Origin of the sequence: Rhodocytophaga rosea (genome assembly GCF_010119975.1) — a bacterium.
Lineage (GTDB): Bacteria > Bacteroidota > Bacteroidia > Cytophagales > 172606-1 > Rhodocytophaga > Rhodocytophaga rosea.
Window position 1 is genome coordinate 4,934,035 of record NZ_CP048222.1, and the last position, 21,675, is coordinate 4,955,709.

Below are 21,675 nucleotides of genomic sequence, written 5' to 3' on the forward strand. Positions count from 1 at the left end.
TTACGAATCTAGCTTTAGCAGCAGTTTATAATTTCATTTCCCATCCTTTTTCGTATTCTCTCGACCAAAGTTTAGAAGCTTCTTTGTTATTTAAGATGTGGCCATTGGCAGGATCACAATTCAGTGTTTTTCCACTGCGGAAAGCAATGTTTCCAAGTTGAGGCAGCAAGGTAGATTTATGCCCTTCGGAAATAGGTGCGGTTAATTGTGAGGTTCCCTGGATAGATTCTATGAAGTTAGATAAAATAATGCTGTCTAATTTTTCGCCCATGCCCATGGTATTGGTAGCTTCTGCTTCCTGAAGGCCAGTTTTTACCTCCTTAATCAATTTGTTTTCCAGGTCATATACCTTATAATCATCACCCCCGGGAATAACCATGGTGCCTTTTTCTCCATAGAAAATCACTCCTCTGCCTGCGCCTTCCCCAGGATAGCCATTGCAACTTCTTCCTTCCCAGAGAATGGCAGTATTGTTTGAAAACTCAAAGGTAATAGTTTGGGTATCTGGTGTTTCCCAATCGTCTTTATAAGCAAAACGTCCACCAGCGGATACGACTCTTGACGGATAATCTACCCCCAGGCCCCATCGCATCACATCCAGTTCATGCGTACCATTGTTGAGCGCCTCGCCAGTTCCCCAGTTCCAGAACCAGTGCCAGTTGTAATGCACCAGATTATCCCGGTAAGGTTTTCTGGGTGCTGGCCCTTGCCATAATTCAAAATCTAAATTGGCAGGCACGGCTACTTCCTTTCCATTGCCGATAGGCTTACGGGCATTGGCATACCAGCCTTTGGCAAAATACACCCGTCCGATAATGCCCTCACGCAGCGATTGCATAGCTTCTATTACCTTCGGAAAGGAACGGCGCTGGCTTCCCATCTGAATCAGTTTATTATATTTTTTGGCAGCAGCTACCAGTATTTCACCTTCTGCCGGATTATGGGAACAGGGTTTTTCTACGTACACATGTTTTCCGGCTTTTACACCCATTAATGCGGCAGGTGCATGCCAGTGGTCCGGAGCGGCAATCACAAGGGCATCCATGTCTTTCTCTTCCAGCATTTTACGCACATCCTTAAAGCTTTTTGGCTTCTTGCCCGTCATTTTCTCTATTTCAGCTACCGTTTTTTCTATCACTTTGTCGTCTACATCACATACAAAACCTATTTCTACATTAGGGATTTGTGCATACATTCTGGCTAAGAAAAAACCACGGCTATTGCTACCCATTATGCCTATAACTACCTTTTCATTGGGAGAACTGTTAAAAAAAGATACCTGGGGCGCTACCCAAAGTCCGGCTCCGGCCAGGGAGGTTTGCTTAATAAAGTCTCTGCGAGTGGTCATCTGGAAATAAGTCAAAGTTTACGTGGTTAAATTACAAAATTCCGGTGGGTTTATGATAGGATATCTACTATTTTACACGAAAGAAAGGCTTACAGAGAGGGAGTTTAGCTAGATATATAATACTTACTTACTTTCTTTCATTTATTTCTATCAGATAGCCATCCGGGTCTGAAAAGTAGATCTGAACTACCTTGTCAAAGCGGGTTTGTTTATGGAACTGAATCTTATATTTGGTAAGAAAAGTTTCTGCCTGAGTAATGGATTCTACAAAAAACGCAATATGCCCACCATTCCGGTCATGGTAGATCTTTTCGGTTCGGCCTGCCAATAAATGTATTTGCTGGCCATTGCCTATATCGAACCAGGAACGTATGGCTTTCAGATCATCAGGTACTGGTATGGGCCGAAGCCCTATTATATCCCGGTAGAATGCAGTGCTCTTGCCAATATCGGCTACGTGTAATCCAACATGATTGTGTCCGGCAAATCCCAGCTTATCCTGACCAAAAGTTACTACTGATGAGAAGATAAGCATTAAAAAAATAATAAATTGGCGCATAAAAGGTGGTTTATAATTGAATTAGAAGGTAAAAGAAATGCTGCTATTTCCTGAAACTAATGCAGCCCAAACTATATATTTTTTTAATTACTTACTGAGCAGCTTTTGATCTTATATATTCTCCCGTCTGCTTTTGTATAGAGATAAAAATCATTGTTAAGACCTACACCAAACCGTAGATCAGTTTTTTTATTATCGCTTAATGCCTGAAAGTTGGTTGTTTTGCCTGCCACTTGTATTTCCATTTCCTGTATTAATGCCTGTTTCCCCAAGGCTAAATTCTTATTTTCCACATAGAATACACGGCCATTTACAATATCGCCAAAAATATATTTGCCAGAAAGCAGGGGAATCGCCGTTCCATTATAAACAAATCCACCAGAAATGGCATTTCCTTCATCATGATCATAGAAGGCTACCGGGTAGGTATAATGTAAACCCGGATCATTTTCAGGTAGATTATAAACGACTTTCATGTCGCCCTCGTGGTTGATTACAAATGTACCTTCCCGTTCAGGCCATCCATATTCTGCGCCAGGAATACCAATATTTAATTCTTCTGCATTGGCATGGCCAATATCAGTAATGAGCATTTTCCCGTCAGACGTCCAGCAGATACGGTTTGGATTACGGAAGCCCCGGCAAAAAATTTCTCCTAGGCTGGCATCATCAGAATCTTGTGCAAAGGGATTAATGGCAGGAATACCATAGCGGCCATTCCGACTGTTTCTGCCTGCCGGGTCTATACGCAACACCGAACTCCACACCCGTTTGTTGCTATTACAGAGAAAATAAAAGCCATTTTCCGAAGCCCCGCCATCTCCTACACCTATATATAACAAACCGTAATCAGGCGAACCGGGTTTGGCTAATGGATTAAAGGTGATTTCCTGTACGCCATGGATGTTAGAAACCATATTTATCCGCATCATTTCTCTGCCGGTACCCGAAAATTGTTCTGCTGCCGGTTTATTTGCTTTCCATTCTGTAAGCACCCATTGTGAGGTAACTTTAATAGAATCATCATAGGCAAAATCCGCTGGAGCTGAATTAGGTTTTTCGGTATGGGTGGTGTATAAGAGGCCATTCTTGTAAAAATCCGGATGAAACGCATAGCTGCCAAAACCATTTGCCAGACCAGGGATGATAACAAAGCCAGGGCGTTCCTTTTGCATATCCATGTATACCTGCAGTTGTTTGTCTTTCATTTCATATAAAATTCCACGTAGGTCTTCAATAAACAAACGGTTTTTCTGGCCAGGCAATACCTGCATTTTATTGATACGCGCCAGAGGTACTTTATCCGCTGTAGCAGGAGCAGTAGTTACTTCTTCCAGAATGAGTTGTAAGCCTGATTTAGGAATAGCTGTAGGAACAGGATTATTGAGTGCTGTACCCAGATGGGCAGCAGTTTCGTTGGTAGGCGGTTGTTTCTGGTTTTTATGAATATATGAAAGCAATGCTTGTATATCTGTATCAGTTAATTGAGTAAAAGGAGGCATATATTGTTTGTATTCCTCAAAAAGCTGTTTGCCTCTGGCATCGCCAGCCGTGATAACTCCAGGAGCATTGCGGATAAACTTTGCGAGCCATTCAGAAGAGTTTTGTGAAGTTGCCTGTGCCAGATTAGGCCCTATGCCTTTTTGCAGAAAATTATGGCAAGCCGAGCAATTGGTTTCGAATAATTGCTGTCCTTTGGCTAAAACCTGTTCATCCGTGATATAATAAGAAGTACTACTAGTTTTTATTTCTGTGGTTTGCTCTACTGGATGGCTCGCTTCAGACGTTTTTGTACCGGCTTTCTTTTCAGAGGCACATGCATAGCAGCCCATGATTCCAGCCAGAATTAATGCCAGGAAATATATTTTTTTAATGAAGGGAGTAACGATGAATGGCATTCGTTTAAGGTTAGGTAATATATTTCCAAGGTACGTTATTTTAGATAAATAGTAAACCTCTGTTCAAATTGCTAAGATTAGTGCCGGTAAACTATAGATCTGATCAACCCATAATAAATACCCGGGGATATTACAAAGCAGCTCTTTTGCCAAGCTCAATCACCTGCATATTGCTCACTTTTTTGTCCTGTATATCAAAACGGAGTACTGTTCGCATGTGATGAAAACCATGTTTACCAGCCGCTCCAGGATTCAGGTGCAACAAATTATTATGTACACGGTCTGGCATCACTTTCAGAATATGCGAATGACCACAAATAAATATATCTGGCGGCGTTTTCTTGATAGCGGCCAGCACAGCCGGATTATACCTGGGCGGATACCCTCCAATATGTGTGATCCACACTTGTAGACCTTCACACGTGAATTTCTGGTCTTTGGGATAAGCAATTCGGATGTCCTGCCCATCAATATTGCCATATACTGCCCGTACCGGTTTAAAAGCAGCCAGCCGGTCAATTAAGGCTATATCACCTATATCGCCGGCATGCCATATTTCATCACAGGTTTCAAAGTAAGTAAAAAGCCGCTCATCCAAATACCCATGTGTATCAGACATCAATCCTATTTTCATTGCTATGCATTCAAAAGTGAAGAGACAAAAATACCTTTTTTGTCCTCAGATAAATGATTTTTTTATCTTGGAAACCGGAAACCTCCTAGAGTGTTCTTATGTTTTCCTCCAGAACAGGCAAACAGGTTTGGCAGGAGAAAGTATATATTTGAACATACATCCATAAAATAATCCTTTGCCATTGCTTATTGTCCTACCTTTGCCAGCTAAAATTTGAATGAAGCAAGTATGCGTAAAACGGTTGTATTAAATGTAGTAGGGCTTACTCCGGGTTTAATAGGCCAATATACTCCCTTTTTAAATGAATGGTCGAAGCAGGCGAAAACCACTTTTATAAAACCAGTTGTGCCTGCCGTAACCTGTTCTGTGCAGGCGACTTACCTTACCGGGAAAACGCCTGATGTACACGGAATAGTGGGAAACGGATGGTATTTTAGGGATGAGTGCGAAATTAAGTTCTGGCGGCAGTCGAATAAGCTAATGGAAGCGCCTAAAATATGGGAAGTGGCCAGAAAAGAAGATCCCTCGTTCACTTGTGCCAATATGTTCTGGTGGTATAATATGTATTCTTCAGCCGATTATTCCGTTACGCCCCGACCGCAATACCTGGCTGATGGCCGCAAAATGCCCGATTGTTATGCATATCCGGCCAGTTTGCGCGATAAATTACAGGCCGAATTAGGTACATTTCCGTTGTTCGATTTCTGGGGGCCACGTACAACTATTAAGTCCAGCCAGTGGATTGCGGATGCTTCCAAGAAGGTAGATGAATGGCATAATCCTACGCTTACCCTCATTTACCTGCCACACTTGGATTATAATATCCAGCGTTTTGGTCCGGACCTTATGAAAATAAGTAAAGATTTGCAGGAGATTGATGCGGTTTGCAAAGACCTGATTCAGTTTTATGAGAAAAGAGGTGCCCAGGTATTGGTGCTTTCTGAATATGGTATTACGCCGGTAGACCGCCCGGTTCATTTAAATAGGGTATTACGGGAGAAAGGATATATTGCTGTACGGGAGGAACGTGGACTGGAATTGCTGGATGCAGGCGTAAGTACTGCTTTTGCTGTAGCCGATCATCAGGTAGCTCATATTTATGTGAATGAGGCAAGTAAAATTAATCAGGTCAGAAAACTTATAGAGGCCATACCTGGGGTACAAGAGGTATGGGGAGAAGCAGAAAAAAAGCAGCATCACCTGAATCATGACCGTGCTGGAGAATTAATAGCTATTGCTGACAACCATTCCTGGTTTACATATTATTACTGGCTGGACGATGCCAAAGCGCCTGACTTTGCCCGGATTGTAGATATTCATAAAAAGCCAGGATATGACCCGGTAGAAATGTTTGCAGACCCAAACATTACAATGCTTCCGGTGAAAGTAGGTATGAAATTAATCAAGAAAAAATTAGGCTTCCGTATGCTCATGGACATTATTCCCCTGGATGGATCTCTGGTAAAAGGTTCGCATGGACGTTATCCGGATAGACCAGTAGATGGCCCTTTTCTGATGACAAAACAAGCTGCAACGTTGCCAGCTTCTCAAGTGGAAGCTACCCGGGTATTTGATATATTGCTTTCACATTTAAGGGATTAAGTAGAGATAGTAACAATAAATTAATCAATTTTTAATGGAGCATTCTCGTTTTTTTCTTACATTTGATTTTAAGACCTACTATATTTTTGCTTTGGTAAAGGACTATATCACATTAACGGCCATTTTTTCCAGTAGCCATTCCGGCGGATTCTATGCATATATAGAGGAGATACCGGAAGTATGTACAACTGCGGGCACTTTTGATAAAGCCATTACTCATCTCAGAATGAAATTACAAAGGGCTGTGCAGGATACCAGCCGGCTGAGATTAGCAGTACGTTATAAACATGTATTTCTTAAAAACAGCCATGCTAATTAGTAAACAACATAGCTGTACGGGTATTAAATATAGTTTTCTTAAAAACAGCCTCTTTTCGCCTTCTGATTATATGTTTGAATTACATTAACTAATCCCTCTTTGTAGTATGCGCTACCTTGCAGTTTTTTTTACGGTCATTTTTATCTTGTTTGCTATTGTTCAATACAATGATCCTGATCCAATTTTATGGATTCCAATTTACGCCTATGCTGCATTGATGTCGTATCTGGCGTACCGGCAAAAATACATTATTCCTGCCTTACTTATTGGGTTTGTGGCATATTTGGTCGGTGCTATCTATTATTTTCCACCATCGGTTGGCGAGTGGATTAACGCGGAGGAAACTGCCAAATCTCTTCAAATGAAGATGCCCTTTGTAGAAGAAGCCCGGGAATCGATGGGTTTGGGCATTTGTGTTATCGCCATGGGTATATTTTTGTATGCGGCCTACCGCCAGCGTAAAACTCAGACAAGCCCGGTATCTAAGATAGTATAGATTTATTTATCGGTAGAGTAAACAGAGATAGTCTTGTCCGGGAATACGATTTTTATTAATATTCCGGTCAAACTCTATCATCCTATATTTATGTTTGTACATACCGTATATTTCTGGCTTCACTATTCTGCTACAGCCGCAGACAGGACTTTTTTTGAGCAACAATTGCAGCAACTTTCTACCATCGAATATATTCATACAGCTTATGTTGGCGTTCCGGCACCTACCCGCCGCGAAGTTATCGACAGTTCGTATGATTATTCCATCACCTTTATATTTAAAAGCCAGGTTGAACAGGATCTGTACCAGCCGCATCCGGCTCATAAGGCCTTTGTTGATAAATGCGCGCATTTATGGCGGAGAGTACAAGTGTATGATGCTATTCCGTTCTAGGTAATATATACATTAACACAAATACCTGACAGATTTTATATTTGTCAGGTATTTATTTTTAGGGAATTACATTTAGAAATAGAAGTGTGATATAGAGCCATTTCTTACACAACAGATATTTGGATGCACTCTCTGTATAATTGTTTGTGAAGGCAGGATAGATTTGTAAAGTACCATACGTCTATTCTTATGAAAAACAAATACAGCTTATTTCTTCTCCTTCCTAGCCTCTTTCTATGTAGCTGCATGACTAGTACTTACTTAAAAGTAATGCGTCCGGCACAGGTTACGGTAGGGCCACATATTAAAAAAATAGCTATTGTCAACCGGACTGTTCCTGAAAAAAAAGCCGTCAATATTATAGAAGGTATCCTTACAGGGGAAATGCCCGGACGTGATAAACAAGGTGTACAGAAAGCTATCGATGGATTACAGGAAAGCTTTATAAATTCTCCCAGATTTGAAGTCATCAGGACAAATGAAGAACTAAAAGGCTCTGGCATTGGTGATATGTTGCCCACACCCTTGAACTGGACAGTAATAACTGATCTGTGTAAAAAATACCAGGTAGATGCCATTTTAGCTGTTGAAAATTATGATTCAGATTTTATTATAACGAAAGGTGATAAAATCAATAAGAAGGTGAATGAAAAAGGCGATACAATTAAAGTGCTTGAATATTATGCAGAAGGAATAGCTACTGTTAACTTAGGCTACCGCTTGTATGATCCTCAGAAAAAGGCAATTGTAGACCAGTTACAAAACAGCAATAAGAATAAATGGAATACAAAAGGAAATTCTGTTCAGGATGCACTGGTGCAACTCATTGATGCCAATACAGCTATTCAACGGGTGAGCTTTGCTTCAGGCGGAAATTATGGTAGCCGTATTACCCCAAATTGGGTTTCTGTGCGGAGAGAATTTTATAAGAAAAATAAGCGGGATAGCTATTTTACCATTGGCTCCCGAAAAGCACAGGTAAACGACTGGAATGGCGCTGCTGATTACTGGCTAAAAGCTACTCAATCCAGAAGCAGCAAAGTAGCAGGAAAAGCATGTTATAACCTGGCATTGGCTTATGAAGTACTCGGCGACCTGGATGGTGCAAAAAAATGGGTAACTACCTCCTATGCAGATTATGGCAATAAAAAAGCCCGCCGGTATTCTTATCTCATAGATGGCCGTATCTGGGAAATGCAGAAACTCAATGAGCAAATGAGCCAGGCGAATTAAATACAATATACACTACTTTCAAGTAGAAGCACAAACCCTGATAGGCTGGTTAATTTTAATTCCGGTATATCAGGGTTATTATTTTTAGAGAAATTAAACTTCTTCAGGAAGTAACTATAACATCTTCTCCCGCAACTTGTTCTTGTATCCGCTCCTCACGAGCTTTAAGCCAGTTGTAGGTATCAATTTGCGATTGAATAGGTTTGTTTTTTTTGCTCACCTCAATGGATAAGTTATTATGCTTACTATCCAGGTGTCTGCCTTTAACCGAATCTTCCAGTTGTAGTGCCAGCATTTGCCTGAGTTCAACTTTGATAGATTCGTTGTATACAGGAAAAGCTACTTCAATTCTTTTATACAGATTGCGCTTCATCCAGTCAGCGGAAGAGAGGTAGATTTCATCTTTGCCATTGTTATAAAACCAGAAAACCCTGGCATGTTCCAGAAAACGGTCAACTATTCTGGTAACCCGTATATTTTCACTGATACCTGCTATCCCTGGTATCAGGCAGCATATCCCCCGCACAATCAATTCAATCTGTACGCCTGCCTTACTGGCTTCGTATAACTCATCAATCATTACTCTGTCTTCCAGGTTGTTGATTTTAATAATGATTTTGGCAGATTTTTCTTTTTTAGCCGCATTTTTTTCCCGGTTAAGCAGCACCAGAAAACGATCCTGCATGTTGAACTGAGCCACCAGTAAATGTCTGAACCGCATGGCACTTTTCTTATTGACCAGGTGATTAAAAACTTGCTGTAATTCTCCGGCTATACCCTTATGCGCCGTTAATAAACCATGATCGGCATAAATACCTGCAGTACGTTCATTAAAATTTCCGGTACCCAGGTAAGCAAAATTTTGTAGTTTGCCTTTGGAAGAAGTGCGTTGAATAAGTGCAATCTTGGCATGTACTTTTAATCCGGGAATACTGTACATAATGTGAATTCCGGCAGATTCCATTTCCTCAGCCCAGCGTAAATTATTAGCCTCATCAAAACGGGCTTTTACTTCTACAAATACAATTACTTTTTTGCCATTTCTGGCCGCTGTAATTAAGGCGTTGGCAATTAAAGAATTAGAAGCAATCCGGTAAAAAGTTACTTTTATTTCACGTACGCAAGGGTCGATGGCAGCTTCGTTGAAGAACCGCAACACATAATCGTAAGAGTGATACGGAAAATGCAGAATATGATCTTGTCTGCTGATAGCTTCAAATATAGATTCTGATTCCTCCAGGGCAGATTTGCTAATAGCGGGCAAAGGTGTATACTCTAATTTAGGTGATAAAGGATTAGGCAACTGCATCAGGTCGTCGAGGTTATGATACCTGCCCCCAGGTGCCATATCTTCGGGTTCCAGTTGAAATCTACGAGTAAGAAACTCCAACATTTCCGGCGGCATAATATCTTCATACTGAAAACGGGTAGGTTCGCCAGCATGGCGTTTTTTAAGTTGCTCTTTAATTTTTCGCACCAGATCACCAGAGTATTCATCTTCGATACTCAGGTCGCCATTACGGGTCATTTTAATACTATAACAGCCCAATGCCTCGTACCCGGGAAAAATAGTAGCCAGGTTCTGGCGGATAATATCCTCTATAAAAACAAAATACTTATTTCCTTTCATTGAAGACAGCTTAACAAAGCGACCCAACGGCTGAGAAGGAATATTTAGGTAAGCAATAATCTTTTCTTCTTTGCCATCCAGATTGTGTTTGCGGCGCAGGGAAATGGCAAAATACAGAGCATCATTCTGCATGAATGGCACATTTTTACCAGAACCGGAAATAAATATAGGCTGCAGGTAAGATAGGATTTTAGATTTGAAGAAATGAGTCATTTCTTTCAGGTGCGCTTTTGCTGGTTCTTCTTCGTGATACAAAATAATATGATTGGCTTGTAGCTCAGGCAAAATAGTTTCCTTAAAAATGCGCTCAAATTCATAGTGCTGCCGGATTACATCCTGCTGAACTGCACTCATTATATCTTTAGGATCGAAATCGAGTTGTTTGTGTATCCTGGCTTTACTGAATTTTAATAAGTTTTGCAAGGAGGCTACCCTCACCCTGAAAAATTCATCCAGGTTGGAAGAATAAATTGCCAGAAACTTAATGCGTTCATACAAAGGAACTTGTTTGTCTTCCGCTTCCTGTAATACCCGGTAATTAAAGGTTAACCAGCTGAGTTCGCGGTTAAAGTAAGGATTTACTTGGCCCATGTCCGACTAATTTGAAGCAACAGAGTGATCGCCTGCTGCCTTGAATAGGTTTAGCCAGTAAAGGTAAATAAAATAGGCTGCTTTCTGGAATGTATCCGGATAATACCCGGGGAGAATAGAATGAATGATTGTTCAATATAGGGTACACATTCCACCATATTGGCTTCTTTATGTTTGGAAGTGTAGAGGTGTTGTTAGCAAGACGCTCAGAGGCAATCTTAGAATAGCTTTGGAAAAATTGAACCTCCACTTCATGCACAGAGGTGGAGGTTCAATTAAAATTGGCTTATGTGTATTATAATTTTGTAAATCTCTGCACTATTTTCAATTATTCATTTAAAAGTAAATGATTCTAGGATAAACCAGTATCTGTAGTACGTGTATCTGACATTCTTTTCTCATCTTTTGCTAAATTGTGTTCTGTCATAAATTCATCAAAGGAGAGTATGTCCAACTCCAATCTGTTGATATTTTGCTTTAGTAACAGATTGGAGTTGACAATAGTCTCCAAAAAATGCCTTATGGTATATTGTGTTTCCATACGAGGATTTATGATTTTTGTTGATTGGGTAATACCAGTTCAATTCTGGTACCTTCTCCCAAAGTACTATATAGTTGAATAGTGCCGCCTAGTTTATCAGCTGCTTTTTTTACTAAGTATAAGCCAAGTCCTGAACCTTTAGAACGTTCATCACACCTGCTAAACATGGCAAATGCCTTCTGCTGAAAATGTTGAGGAATACCTGTTCCATTATCTTCAAATACAATGACAAGGTCTTTTTGCTCGCTTTCTGCAAACCAGATATTAACATAAGGGTTTGATATGTTATTCTTTTTATACCGGATGGCATTCTCTAAAATATGTTTACAAATAACTTTAATTGAAAAATGATCAGCATTCACATGAATATCCTGTTCACATTCTAGTCTGATATCTACTTCTTTACTTTGATCCTGGAGAAAACTCAACTCAGTAGCCGTCTCTTTTAGGAGTTGATTTAAGTTGATAGATACCTTTTCCGGATAGTTAATCTTAATATGATTTACCTCCATAAGATTTGTAAGCACCTGATTTGTCTGGACAGCCTTGTCAGCAATCAGTTTAAAATAATGTCTTACTTTATCATCCGTAAATTCCATCAAGGCAACCTGACATATGCCTAAAAAAGAAGCAAGAGGTCCTCGTAAATCATGAGAGGCACGATAGATAAATGTATCTAGTTCCTGATTAATTTCAAGTAAATTTTGGTTTGATTGTTCAAGCTGTGTAGTTCTTTCTTTTACTCTATCCTCAAGCTCCAGCTTTGATTTCAGTAAGAACTTTTTTGCCTGATGCTTCTCCGTAATATCCATAGCCGAGCCAATGATATAAGGCTCATACCCATCTTCTTCAAATCTGATAGTATGGTATTCCCAGAAATATTCCACTCCATCTTTTGTCAGAACATTTACTACACCTGAAAATATTTCGTTCTGACTAACCTTGTGCATATAGTCGCTAAAGCAGGCAATGGCTCTTGGGGCAAGAATACAGGAAATATTTTCTCCGATCAGCTCTTCTTCTGTATATTTTAAAGCCTTGCAAATTGCCGGATTTACAGATAATATATGTCCTTGTAAATCATGGGTACAAATAAAGCTTTGATTATTTTCTACCAGATCACGGTATTTTTTCTCACTGCTCAGCGCATGTTTCTTCTCTATCTCTAATTGCATCTTCTGACGCTGAAGTTCAAAAAACGTAGCTGCATTCTTTGCCAGAGTTTCTAAAGCTAATTTCTGTTGTATGGTAAGTTCTTTAGGTTTAAAATCAACTACACACAAAGAACCTATCATACTATTCTCTGAAGTCATAAGAGGTACTCCACAGTAAAACCGAATATTTGAATGAGTTGATCTCTGAAAACCATTTGTAAACCTCTCGTCAATCCAGGCATCCTTTACTTCGAAGATACTTTTCCGGCTGATGGTTTGTCTGCAGAATGCCAGACATTTTTCTGTTTGAGGAATTCTTAATCCATATTTAGGTTTTAACCATTTTCCCTGCTCATCAAGCAAATTTATAAGAGCGACCGGAGTATTGCATATCAATGCTGCTAGTTTGGTTATATCATTTAATTGCTGTTCTTCATGCGTATCAAAAACAGGATAACTTTCTATGGCTGTTTTACGGGCCTTCTGATGGAAGGCTTGAGAGGTGGGTTTTTCTAGCAGAGGGTAGAATGTTTCCATAACTTTAATAATGAGCACTTTATAAAATTACAGGTAAGATTTGACCATGATAAACTACATACTTACTTGTAATATATATATTAATTTATATAGAAAATTTAATGCAGTAGTTAATATAAACTATGTATTTATTTCTAATTCTACCATTAATGAGCTTTAGAGTGATGTAAGTAAATGAAATGTAAAAAATATTTACTCACTCAATATTTCTAATCCATAAGTAAGATCATTTTAAAACTGTTGATCAAAACTTATAATCTTTTGCTAAACTCATAAATACCCATTATGGCTTATGCCATTAACATTATAAAGGAAACAGTATTCTATCTTCTTAGCTTTTGACGGCAGGCAAAACTGATAAATATCATCTTTTGCTCTAATTTCCATCATTCATATTCCTTGCGCCCACAAGTAGTTTTACAAAAGAAAAATTACTAATAGGGCTTTATGGAACTTGAAAAATTCAGTTACGACAATAAAATAGTAAAGTATTTTGCTATTGCCACCGTTGTCTGGGGTGTTGTCGGTATGAGTGTAGGATTGCTTGCCGCTTTACAAATGGTGTTTCCTATTCTCAATTTTGATCTGCAATATACCTCTTTTGGGCGTATTCGCCCTTTGCATACGAATGCTGTGATCTTCGCTTTTGTAGGCAATGGTATTTTTGCAGGGGTTTATTATTCTTTGCAGCGTTTGCTGAAAGCAAGAATGTTCAGCGATACGCTAAGCTGGATTAACTTCTGGGGATGGCAACTCATTATTTTATCAGCAGCCATCACTTTACCACTCGGCTATACGACCTCAAAAGAATACGCCGAACTGGAATGGCCAATTGACATTGCCATTACCTTAATCTGGGTAGTATTTGGATGGAACATGCTCGGAACGATTATCAAGCGCCGGGAGAAACACATGTATGTGGCCATCTGGTTTTATATCGCCACTCTGGTTACTGTAGCCGTGCTGCACATAGTAAACTCTTTCGAGCTGCCACTGCATGGATTAAAAAGCTATTCTTTCTATGCCGGTGTTCAGGATGCTCTGGTGCAATGGTGGTATGGTCATAATGCAGTCGCGTTCTTCCTGACTACGCCTTACTTAGGGTTGATGTATTACTTCCTTCCTAAAGCGGCTAATCGCCCGGTATATTCTTATAAATTATCTATTGTACACTTCTGGGCGCTCATTTTTATCTATATCTGGGCTGGTCCGCACCACTTATTGTATACTTCCCTGCCAGACTGGGCACAGGCCATGGGAACTGCGTTCTCAATTATGTTACTTGCCCCTTCCTGGGGTGGTATGATAAATGGGTTACTTACTTTGAGAGGCGCATGGGATAGGGTACGTGAAGAACCAGTATTGAAATTTATGGTAGTGGCCATTACAGCCTATGGGATGGCCGTGTTTGAAGGTCCGATGCTTTCGCTGAAAAATGTAAATGCCATTGGCCACTTTACCGACTGGATTGTAGCTCACGTACACGTGGGTGCCCTGGGATGGAATGGCTTTCTGACTTTCGGTATGCTCTACTGGTTAATCCCTCAAATGTGGAAAACCTCTCTGTATTCTAAAAAATTAGCCAACCTACACTTCTGGCTGGGAACCCTGGGTATCTTATTCTATGCACTTCCTTTATACTGGGCAGGTATTACTCAGAGTTTGATGTGGAAAGAGTTTACACCTGAAGGGTTTTTGAAATACCCCAACTTCCTGGAAACAGTTCAGCAGATTCTCCCCATGTATATGACCCGTGCTGTGGGTGGCATGTTATACCTGAGTGGGGTGTTCGTAATGGTGTATAACTTATTTAAAACTGCTGCACAAGGAACATTCGTTGCCAACGAAGCTGCTGAAGCACCAGCCTTGGCCAAAGAAACCAGCGAACACAAAGAATACTGGCACAGAGTACTCGAGAAAAAACCAGTGGTATTCACTGTATTGGCTACGGTTGCCATATTGATCGGTGGTATTTTCGAACTGATTCCTACATTCCTGATCAAATCTAATGTGCCTACCATTTCAGCAGTGAAACCTTATACACCCCTTGAATTGCACGGAAGGGATCTTTATATCAAAGAAGGTTGTGTAAACTGCCACTCTCAAATGGTGCGGCCATTCCGCTCCGAAACTGAACGCTACGGCGAGTATTCCAAAGCTGGCGAGTTTGTATACGACCATCCATTTCTGTGGGGCTCTAAACGTACCGGTCCGGATTTGCAGCGCTTAGGTCAGAAGTATCCCGATAGCTGGCACTACCACCACATGCTCGATCCAAGCTCGATGTCTCCAGGTTCTATTATGCCGCCTTATCCCTGGTTACTTGAACAGTCTTACGATAAATCTTTAACACCAGATATGATTACGGTTATGAGAAAATTAGGTGTGCCCTATGAAGATGGATATGAAAAGCAGGCCAACGCCGATGTAGAAAAGCAAGCCGACCAGATTGTTCAGCGCCTGAAAGATGCTGGTATCGCTACCAAATCTGATAAGGAAATCGTAGCCCTGATCGCTTACCTGCAACGCCTGGGTACTGATATCAAAGTGAAAAAAGAAATGATTGTAACGACAGAATAGGTGAATGAGCAATTGAGTAATTAATAGTTAAGTAAAAATTCATACTCATTCACTCCATCTCGCAATCACCCAGTCACACAAATAACCAACAACGATTACGAACATGTTTAAATATTATTTTGAGCGCATCCAGGATATTGAAATTTTTCCGGTGATATCCCTGCTCATATTCGTCCTCTTCTTCATTGCGTTACTCATCTGGGTAATGAAAGCCGACAAGCAGTACATCCGGTCTATGGAGCACCTGCCGCTGGAAGAAGAAAAACCTGGTAAAGAAAATTCTATCAATTAAAAGCCATGAACGCATTCCGCATTTCAACATTCAAAAAGAAAGCTTTGGCAGGTTTAATCCTGATGTTCTTCTTGAGCCAGGGACTTTCTGCCCAAGGACAATATGCTGCTGATACACAAACCATACAACTGTATGTAGTGGCTGTCATGCTCATATTTGTGTGTGTTGCTGTATTGATTACAGCCATTTACACTTTGCAGGTCATGCAGTTTCTCCTGGTGAAAGATTCGCCGGAAACCGCTATAGTTCAGGAAAGTTTATGGAGCCGTATCTACAAACGCTATATTGCAGGTGATATGACTCCTGTTGACCCAGAGAAGGAAAAAGCGATTGCCCTCAGTCACAGCTACGATGGCATAGTGGAATTGGATAACTACATGCCGCCCTGGTTGAAATACATTTTTTATGGTACCATCGCTTTTGCCATTATTTACCTGGTTAACTTCTTTTCTCTGGGCCTGGTACAAACCAGCGAACAGGAATATATGGCGGAAGTGCAACAAGCTGAGATACAAATAGCTGAATACCGCAAAGCAAACGCAGCCGCTATTGATGAAAATACGGCTAAAGTGGTAAAAGAAGAAGCATTACTGGCTCAGGCAAAATCTATTTATGAACAAAACTGTAAAGCTTGTCATGGGGGCGCTGGTGAAGGTGGCGTAGGCCCGAACCTGACAGATGAGTACTGGATTCATGGCGGAGATGTAAAAGGAGTGTTCAAGACCATTAAATATGGCATACCACAGAAAGGGATGATCGCCTGGCAACAAAAACTGAAGCCAGATGAAATTCAAAGTGTAGCCAGCTATATTCTTTCTCTGCAAGGAACAAATCCAGCCAATGCCAAAGAACCACAAGGGGAGAAATTAACAAGTGCAACTAATACATCTGGACCTGCAACTCTTTCTGTAACTGATTAATTAGTCAGAATTAAGATTCTTGGGATAATTAAGATTTCAGGATGATGGGTTAAGTAAGCTTAACCATTTCAATAAGAAACTACAGTAAAATCCTGCAATCTTTTAATAAAATAAATCCTAATTCTGGACCGATAAAATACCGCTATGCAAGCCTTCGCTGAACAAGAAAACAAAGAAACCTTCCGGAATCATCTTTCTACGGTAGATGAAACCGGAAAACGGGTATGGGTATATCCTAAAAAGCCTAAAGGCAATTGGCATCAGGCACGGGTAATAGTAGCCATTATTCTGCTTACCTGCTTGTTTGGAATTCCTTTTATCCAGGTGGATGGCTTGCCTTTCTTTCTGTGCAATATTTTCGAACGCAAATTTGTACTGTTTGGCTATCCGTTTTTTCCGCAGGATTTTTACCTGTTCGGATTGGCTATGATCACCTTTTTTGTATTTATAATTCTGTTTACGGTGGTATTTGGCAGAGTATGGTGTGGTTGGGCTTGTCCGCAAACCATTTTTATGGAAATGGTTTTCCGCAAAATTGAATACTGGATTGAAGGCGATGCCAACCAGCAGAAAATACTCGATAAAGCTCCGTGGACAGCGGATAAACTATTTAAGAAATCTGCTAAACACCTGATCTTCCTGCTGATTTCTGTATTGATTGCCCATACTCTGATGGCGTATATAATTGGTTTGGAAGAGGTTAAATTAATTGTAACTCAGTCTCCGGCAGAGAACCCGGCAGGATTTGTTGGCCTGGTGGCTTTTACCGGAATATTTTACCTGGTATTTGCCCGCTTACGTGAACAAGCCTGTACGGTGGTTTGTCCATATGGCAGGTTACAAGGGGTGTTGTTAACCAGAGAGAGTATTGTAGTAGCCTATGATTTTGTACGGGGCGAACCAAGAGGAAAAAAGAAAAAAGCCGGTAAAGAAGTAAAACAGATTCCTACGGAAGATGTACATGCAGATTGCAGCGGAAAATGTACTGGTTGTACTTTACAGCATACTGCTGTTGAGAAAATAGGTACACTGGCAGATATTGCCTCTGTAACAGAAAGACCTATGCAGTTACAGGACTTAATGAAGCAAGGTGATTGTATTGATTGTAAACTTTGCGTACAGGTTTGTCCGACAGGTATAGATATTCGCAATGGTACCCAACTGGAATGCATCAACTGTACGGCTTGTATGGATGCCTGCGATGAAGTGATGGAGAAAATAGGAAAACCTAAAGGACTGATCCGTTTTGATTCACACAAAGGCATTACTGATAAGGTAAAGCTGAAATTCACTCCCAGAATAGCTGCCTATGCCGCCGTATTGATGCTGTTAATTGGGTTGCAGGGTTTTATGATCACTACCAGAAGCCAGATGGAAGCAACTTTTCTGAGGGTTCCTGGAATGTTATATCAGGAGCAAGCAGAAAACAAGATCAGCAACCTGTATAATGTGCAGCTGGTAAATAAAACCAATCATGCTATGCCGGTTACACTGAAATTACTGGGTGATCATTTAGGAGACATAAAAGTAGTGGGCAAACAGATTATGATTCCCGAAAGTGCATCTGCGGAGGTAGTTTGCTTTATAGAACTGCCCAAAAGTGAAATTCATTCTGTTAAAACAACGCTGGAAATAGGAATTTACTCGAATGGCACTTTATTGAAGCGAATCAAAACCAGCTTTGTCGGGCCTGTTCAATAATACAAAACTATGAAAAGTAATATAGGCGAAACAGACAGAATAGTAAGAGTCTTTCTAGGCTTAACAATCATTGGTATAGGCTTGTCTGTGCAGAACTGGTTAGGGTTGATTGGGATGATTTCACTGGCAACTGCCTTGATCGGTAAATGCCCTTTGTATGTGCCATTTGGCATTTCAACAATTGAATCAAGAGATACTTCTGGCGGTGCCGCACTGCCAGGTCAAAGAAAATCATAATGCGAAAAGTGTATATTATGGAGGCTGCTGCCATTGGTAGCAGTTTCCATCCCAAGTTTAAATTTAAATAATAGTCAATAATTAAAACAGTAATAAAATGAGCTGGGGAACGAAAATAGCATTTATCTACGGAGGCTTTGTTGCTTTTATAATAGGGATGGTAACGCTATGTATCAAACAAGATGATATTCATCTGGTAAGTAAAGAATACTATAAAGAAGAGATTGCCTACCAGGAACAGATTAATAAACTTACTAATACCCAACAGTTACAGGGGCAAATGGGCTTTCAATATGAAGGAAGCAAACAGATGGTAGAATTCTTTTTTCCTAAATCTTTGCTGGATACCAAGGGTGAGATCCTGTTTTTCCGTCCGTCTGATGCCAGGAAGGATGTGAAAATAGATATTCAAATGGATGAAAACGGACGTCAGGTAGTACCAGTTGCCAACCTGGACAAAGGATTATGGAAAGTAAAAGTGAAGTGGTCGTCAAATGACAAAGAATATTTCAGTGAAGAGACATTAATTATTCAATAGCCGACAGGCTACAGCTTATGGTCTACAAAATTTTAGAGTAGATTTTTCACTGTGAGCTGTAGTCTGTCAGCTAAAAATTTATACATACACTATGTTGTATTCTGCTTTTGTTATTGGATTATTAGGGAGCCTGCATTGCCTGGGTATGTGTGGACCACTCGTACTGGCTTTACCAGTGCCAGCAGCTAGCCAATTGCAAGCCTTTTCAGGTAGATTAATATATAATATGGGGCGTATTCTCACTTATGCGTTTATTGGACTTATTCTCGGTATTTTCGGAGAAAGCCTTACTTTTTTTACTTCCCAGCAAAAACTTTCGGTGGTGATCGGGTCAGTAATGTTGCTGTTGATTGTATTACCTACCTATGTTTCCCGGCAAATGAATGGCCTGAGTCCACTCACCAGACTTACTGGAAAAATCAAGCAGCAATTTGCTTTACAGTTCTGCAAACGTACCTATAGCGCCTATTTTCTCAGCGGTATGCTCAATGGCTTGCTGCCCTGCGGACTGGTGTACATGGCACTAGCCGGAGCAATAGCCACAGGGAATAGCTTTTCTGGCATGTTCTTTATGGCTTTATTTGGACTAGGAACTTTACCTATGATGCTGGCAGTATCTGTAGCCGGACAATATATTACCCTGCAATGGCGTAGTAAGCTTACCCGAATCGTTCCTGTTTTCACCATTTTTATTGCTTGCCTGTTTATTCTCCGGGGGTTAAATCTGGGTATTCCACTCGTAAGCCCGGCCATCGCCCAAACCAAAGCAACTATTCATGTGACGTGCTGCCACAAAAAGTAGTTTCCTGCTGCTATCATTTCTGGTACAATCCTATAAAGTTGGATTCTGAGTCTATAGAAATAAGCGCTGAAGTTGCGCTCATCGTCTTAATTAGCCTGTTCCAAACTTCACTTATACCTTCGATACTTTCCTGTACTGGCACTTTGCACAGGTAATCCTTAATCTGATGAAATGGTTAGGTGGATTATCTAACTTATTATAAGTAATGGTTTTGTTACCCTTGCTATGTAATTGTATTTATTTCTGAATTATGCAATAAGCCTCCTGAAAAATGAGGATCTTTTCAAATCTTTACTAGGAGAGATTTTATTGTTGGCATTGATGACATATTACCAGTACTCCTGGTAGGTTTGCTAAAAATACTCCAACTTGTAAACGAACATCAGCAGACGATGGTAAGTTGAAAAATCGGATATGTAGTATTGTCATTTATTTAATTGGCTAATTCTTTTGCAAACGCATATATTCACCTATCAGCAGGCAAGCCTTAGTTATAACCGGCTGGGTAGTGGCAACCAGATATTATTGGTATTTCATGGATTTGGGCAGAATAAATCATATTTCCGGCATTTAGCAGCAACTCTAAGTACTCAATATACGGTATATACTTTTGACCTGTTTTACCATGGGCAAAGTGTATGGCCGCTGCCGGAGAATCCTCTCACCAAAACATTCTGGGCAGAATGGCTGAAAGCTTTTTTGAAGCAGGAGCAAATTGAAAAATTCTCATTACTAGGTTTCAGTATGGGCGGAAAATTTGTACTGGCCACCCTGGAATCCTTTTCGGATCGTATTTCTAAACTTATACTTATTGCACCAGATGGCGTAAAAACAAGTTTCTGGTATAGCCTGGCTACCTATCCAGGCTGGACAAGCAACTATTTCCGCAAAATGGTCACTTCTCCGGATGCTTTCTCCAGGCTAGTGGGAATATGTTATAAACTTCGATTGGTAGATAAAGGTATCATCCGGTTTGCTGCCAGCCAGATGGATACACCAGAGAAAAGGCGCAAGGTATACAACACCTGGATGCTTTGCCGTCAACTCAGATTCAATATGAAGCATATCGCTCAGCTTATCAACTACCATCAGATCCAGGTGTATATTTTTCTGGGTTCTTACGACCGTATTATCACCCGGAAAAATATGTTACACTTATTGAAGAAGCTGACAAAATACGAACTGGTGATGCTGCAAACGGGCCACAATCAATTAATTGATGAAGTAACCAAGTACATGAGTGCCAATAGGATATAAGGGGAGGTAGATATAATATATACTGTTATTATCCATCCTTTTTATTCTTCAGGTAGGTCATTTTGATAATTTATAAACCTTTTGTTTGTTAACAAATACTGTTTTATCAATCCCTTTGTAAACATTACTCACCCTATATTTCAATACTTCCTCTTATAAAGTGCTGCCATATCTGTTACTTGTAAAATCCTCATAGTGAATATTATACCCTGTAAAACTTGATAATCGGTATATTTAGGTCAATGCGCATTCATGTATGAAAAGTGACATATTCATGCACCAGTGATTTTTGATATCTGCTTATATTTATTTGCTGGGTTATATGCAAAATAAAGTCTTGCATTTGTAAAGCAGGGAATAAAAAAGGTGTATAAGCAGCCAAATGAGGATTTAAATTCAACAGAGAGTCATAC

19 protein-coding genes are annotated in these 21,675 nt (G+C 40.2%); 13 read left to right on the top strand and 6 right to left on the bottom strand.

Annotated elements, in window-relative coordinates:
- Positions 1-25 precede the first annotated feature (25 nt).
- The 4 genes from GXP67_RS20475 to GXP67_RS20490 form a co-directional block, all read right to left on the bottom strand.
- Positions 26-1,348 (bottom strand): Gfo/Idh/MocA family protein, encoded by a 1,323-nt coding sequence (locus GXP67_RS20475; protein WP_162444852.1) that lies wholly within the window; start codon positions 1,346-1,348, stop codon positions 26-28.
- Between the two features lie 127 nt (positions 1,349-1,475).
- Entirely contained in the window at positions 1,476-1,907 is a 432-nt protein-coding gene (locus GXP67_RS20480) for a VOC family protein (RefSeq protein ID WP_162444853.1), read from the bottom strand.
- 83 nt (positions 1,908-1,990) lie between these two features.
- On the bottom strand, positions 1,991-3,805 hold the full coding sequence (locus GXP67_RS20485) for a PQQ-dependent sugar dehydrogenase (RefSeq protein ID WP_232064513.1): 1,815 nt from the start codon (positions 3,803-3,805) through the stop codon (positions 1,991-1,993).
- Positions 3,806-3,935: 130 nt separating this feature from the next.
- On the bottom strand, positions 3,936-4,439 hold the full coding sequence (locus GXP67_RS20490; protein ID WP_162444854.1) for a metallophosphoesterase family protein: 504 nt from the start codon (positions 4,437-4,439) through the stop codon (positions 3,936-3,938).
- Between the two features lie 228 nt (positions 4,440-4,667).
- On the opposite strand from GXP67_RS20490, the gene GXP67_RS20495 reads away from it, so the two are divergent.
- From GXP67_RS20495 to GXP67_RS20515, 5 genes are all read left to right on the top strand, one after another.
- The gene (locus tag GXP67_RS20495) at positions 4,668-6,041 is read left to right on the top strand and encodes an alkaline phosphatase family protein (protein WP_162444855.1); all 1,374 of its coding nucleotides are present in this window, start codon (positions 4,668-4,670) and stop codon (positions 6,039-6,041) included.
- Between the two features lie 91 nt (positions 6,042-6,132).
- Positions 6,133-6,360 carry a type II toxin-antitoxin system HicB family antitoxin gene (locus GXP67_RS20500; protein ID WP_162444856.1) on the top strand — a complete coding sequence of 76 codons (228 nt, stop codon included), beginning with the start codon at positions 6,133-6,135 and terminating at the stop codon, positions 6,358-6,360.
- Positions 6,361-6,466: 106 nt separating this feature from the next.
- Positions 6,467-6,856: a transmembrane 220 family protein gene (locus tag GXP67_RS20505; protein ID WP_162444857.1), complete on the top strand. Its 390-nt coding sequence runs from the start codon at positions 6,467-6,469 to the stop codon at positions 6,854-6,856.
- Between the two features lie 90 nt (positions 6,857-6,946).
- Positions 6,947-7,249 (top strand): Dabb family protein, encoded by a 303-nt coding sequence (locus GXP67_RS20510; RefSeq protein ID WP_162444858.1) that lies wholly within the window; start codon positions 6,947-6,949, stop codon positions 7,247-7,249.
- A gap of 246 nt (positions 7,250-7,495) precedes the next feature.
- On the top strand, positions 7,496-8,482 hold the full coding sequence (locus GXP67_RS20515) for a DUF6340 family protein (RefSeq protein ID WP_162444859.1): 987 nt from the start codon (positions 7,496-7,498) through the stop codon (positions 8,480-8,482).
- Positions 8,483-8,585: 103 nt separating this feature from the next.
- On the opposite strand, the gene ppk1 is transcribed toward GXP67_RS20515, so the two are convergent.
- Positions 8,586-10,703, bottom strand: a complete 2,118-nt coding sequence (ppk1, locus tag GXP67_RS20520) for a polyphosphate kinase 1 (protein ID WP_162444860.1) — start codon at positions 10,701-10,703, stop codon at positions 8,586-8,588.
- 549 nt (positions 10,704-11,252) lie between these two features.
- Positions 11,253-12,935, bottom strand: coding sequence for a PAS domain S-box protein (locus GXP67_RS20525; protein ID WP_162444861.1), 1,683 nt, complete (start codon positions 12,933-12,935; stop codon positions 11,253-11,255).
- Between the two features lie 447 nt (positions 12,936-13,382).
- Here GXP67_RS20525 and ccoN point away from each other — a divergent pair, with 447 nt between their 5' ends.
- The 8 genes from ccoN (at position 13,383) to GXP67_RS20565 (ending at position 21,262) form a co-directional block, all read left to right on the top strand.
- Complete coding sequence (gene ccoN, locus GXP67_RS20530; protein WP_162444862.1) at positions 13,383-15,515, top strand: cytochrome-c oxidase, cbb3-type subunit I; 2,133 nt, start codon at positions 13,383-13,385, stop codon at positions 15,513-15,515.
- 103 nt (positions 15,516-15,618) lie between these two features.
- The gene (locus tag GXP67_RS20535) at positions 15,619-15,807 is read left to right on the top strand and encodes a cytochrome C oxidase Cbb3 (protein WP_162444863.1); all 189 of its coding nucleotides are present in this window, start codon (positions 15,619-15,621) and stop codon (positions 15,805-15,807) included.
- Positions 15,808-15,812: 5 nt separating this feature from the next.
- Positions 15,813-16,727 (top strand): cbb3-type cytochrome c oxidase N-terminal domain-containing protein, encoded by a 915-nt coding sequence (locus tag GXP67_RS20540; RefSeq protein WP_162444864.1) that lies wholly within the window; start codon positions 15,813-15,815, stop codon positions 16,725-16,727.
- A gap of 144 nt (positions 16,728-16,871) precedes the next feature.
- Positions 16,872-18,428 (top strand): 4Fe-4S dicluster domain-containing protein, encoded by a 1,557-nt coding sequence (locus tag GXP67_RS20545; protein WP_162444865.1) that lies wholly within the window; start codon positions 16,872-16,874, stop codon positions 18,426-18,428.
- Between the two features lie 9 nt (positions 18,429-18,437).
- Complete coding sequence (locus GXP67_RS20550; RefSeq protein WP_162444866.1) at positions 18,438-18,665, top strand: YgaP family membrane protein; 228 nt, start codon at positions 18,438-18,440, stop codon at positions 18,663-18,665.
- A 97-nt stretch (positions 18,666-18,762) separates the two neighbouring features.
- Positions 18,763-19,203, top strand: a complete 441-nt coding sequence (locus tag GXP67_RS20555; RefSeq protein ID WP_162444867.1) for a FixH family protein — start codon at positions 18,763-18,765, stop codon at positions 19,201-19,203.
- 91 nt (positions 19,204-19,294) lie between these two features.
- Entirely contained in the window at positions 19,295-20,005 is a 711-nt protein-coding gene (locus GXP67_RS20560; protein WP_162444868.1) for a sulfite exporter TauE/SafE family protein, read from the top strand.
- 450 nt (positions 20,006-20,455) lie between these two features.
- Positions 20,456-21,262, top strand: a complete 807-nt coding sequence (locus tag GXP67_RS20565) for an alpha/beta fold hydrolase (protein ID WP_162444869.1) — start codon at positions 20,456-20,458, stop codon at positions 21,260-21,262.
- The last annotated feature ends 413 nt before the right edge of the window (positions 21,263-21,675 follow it).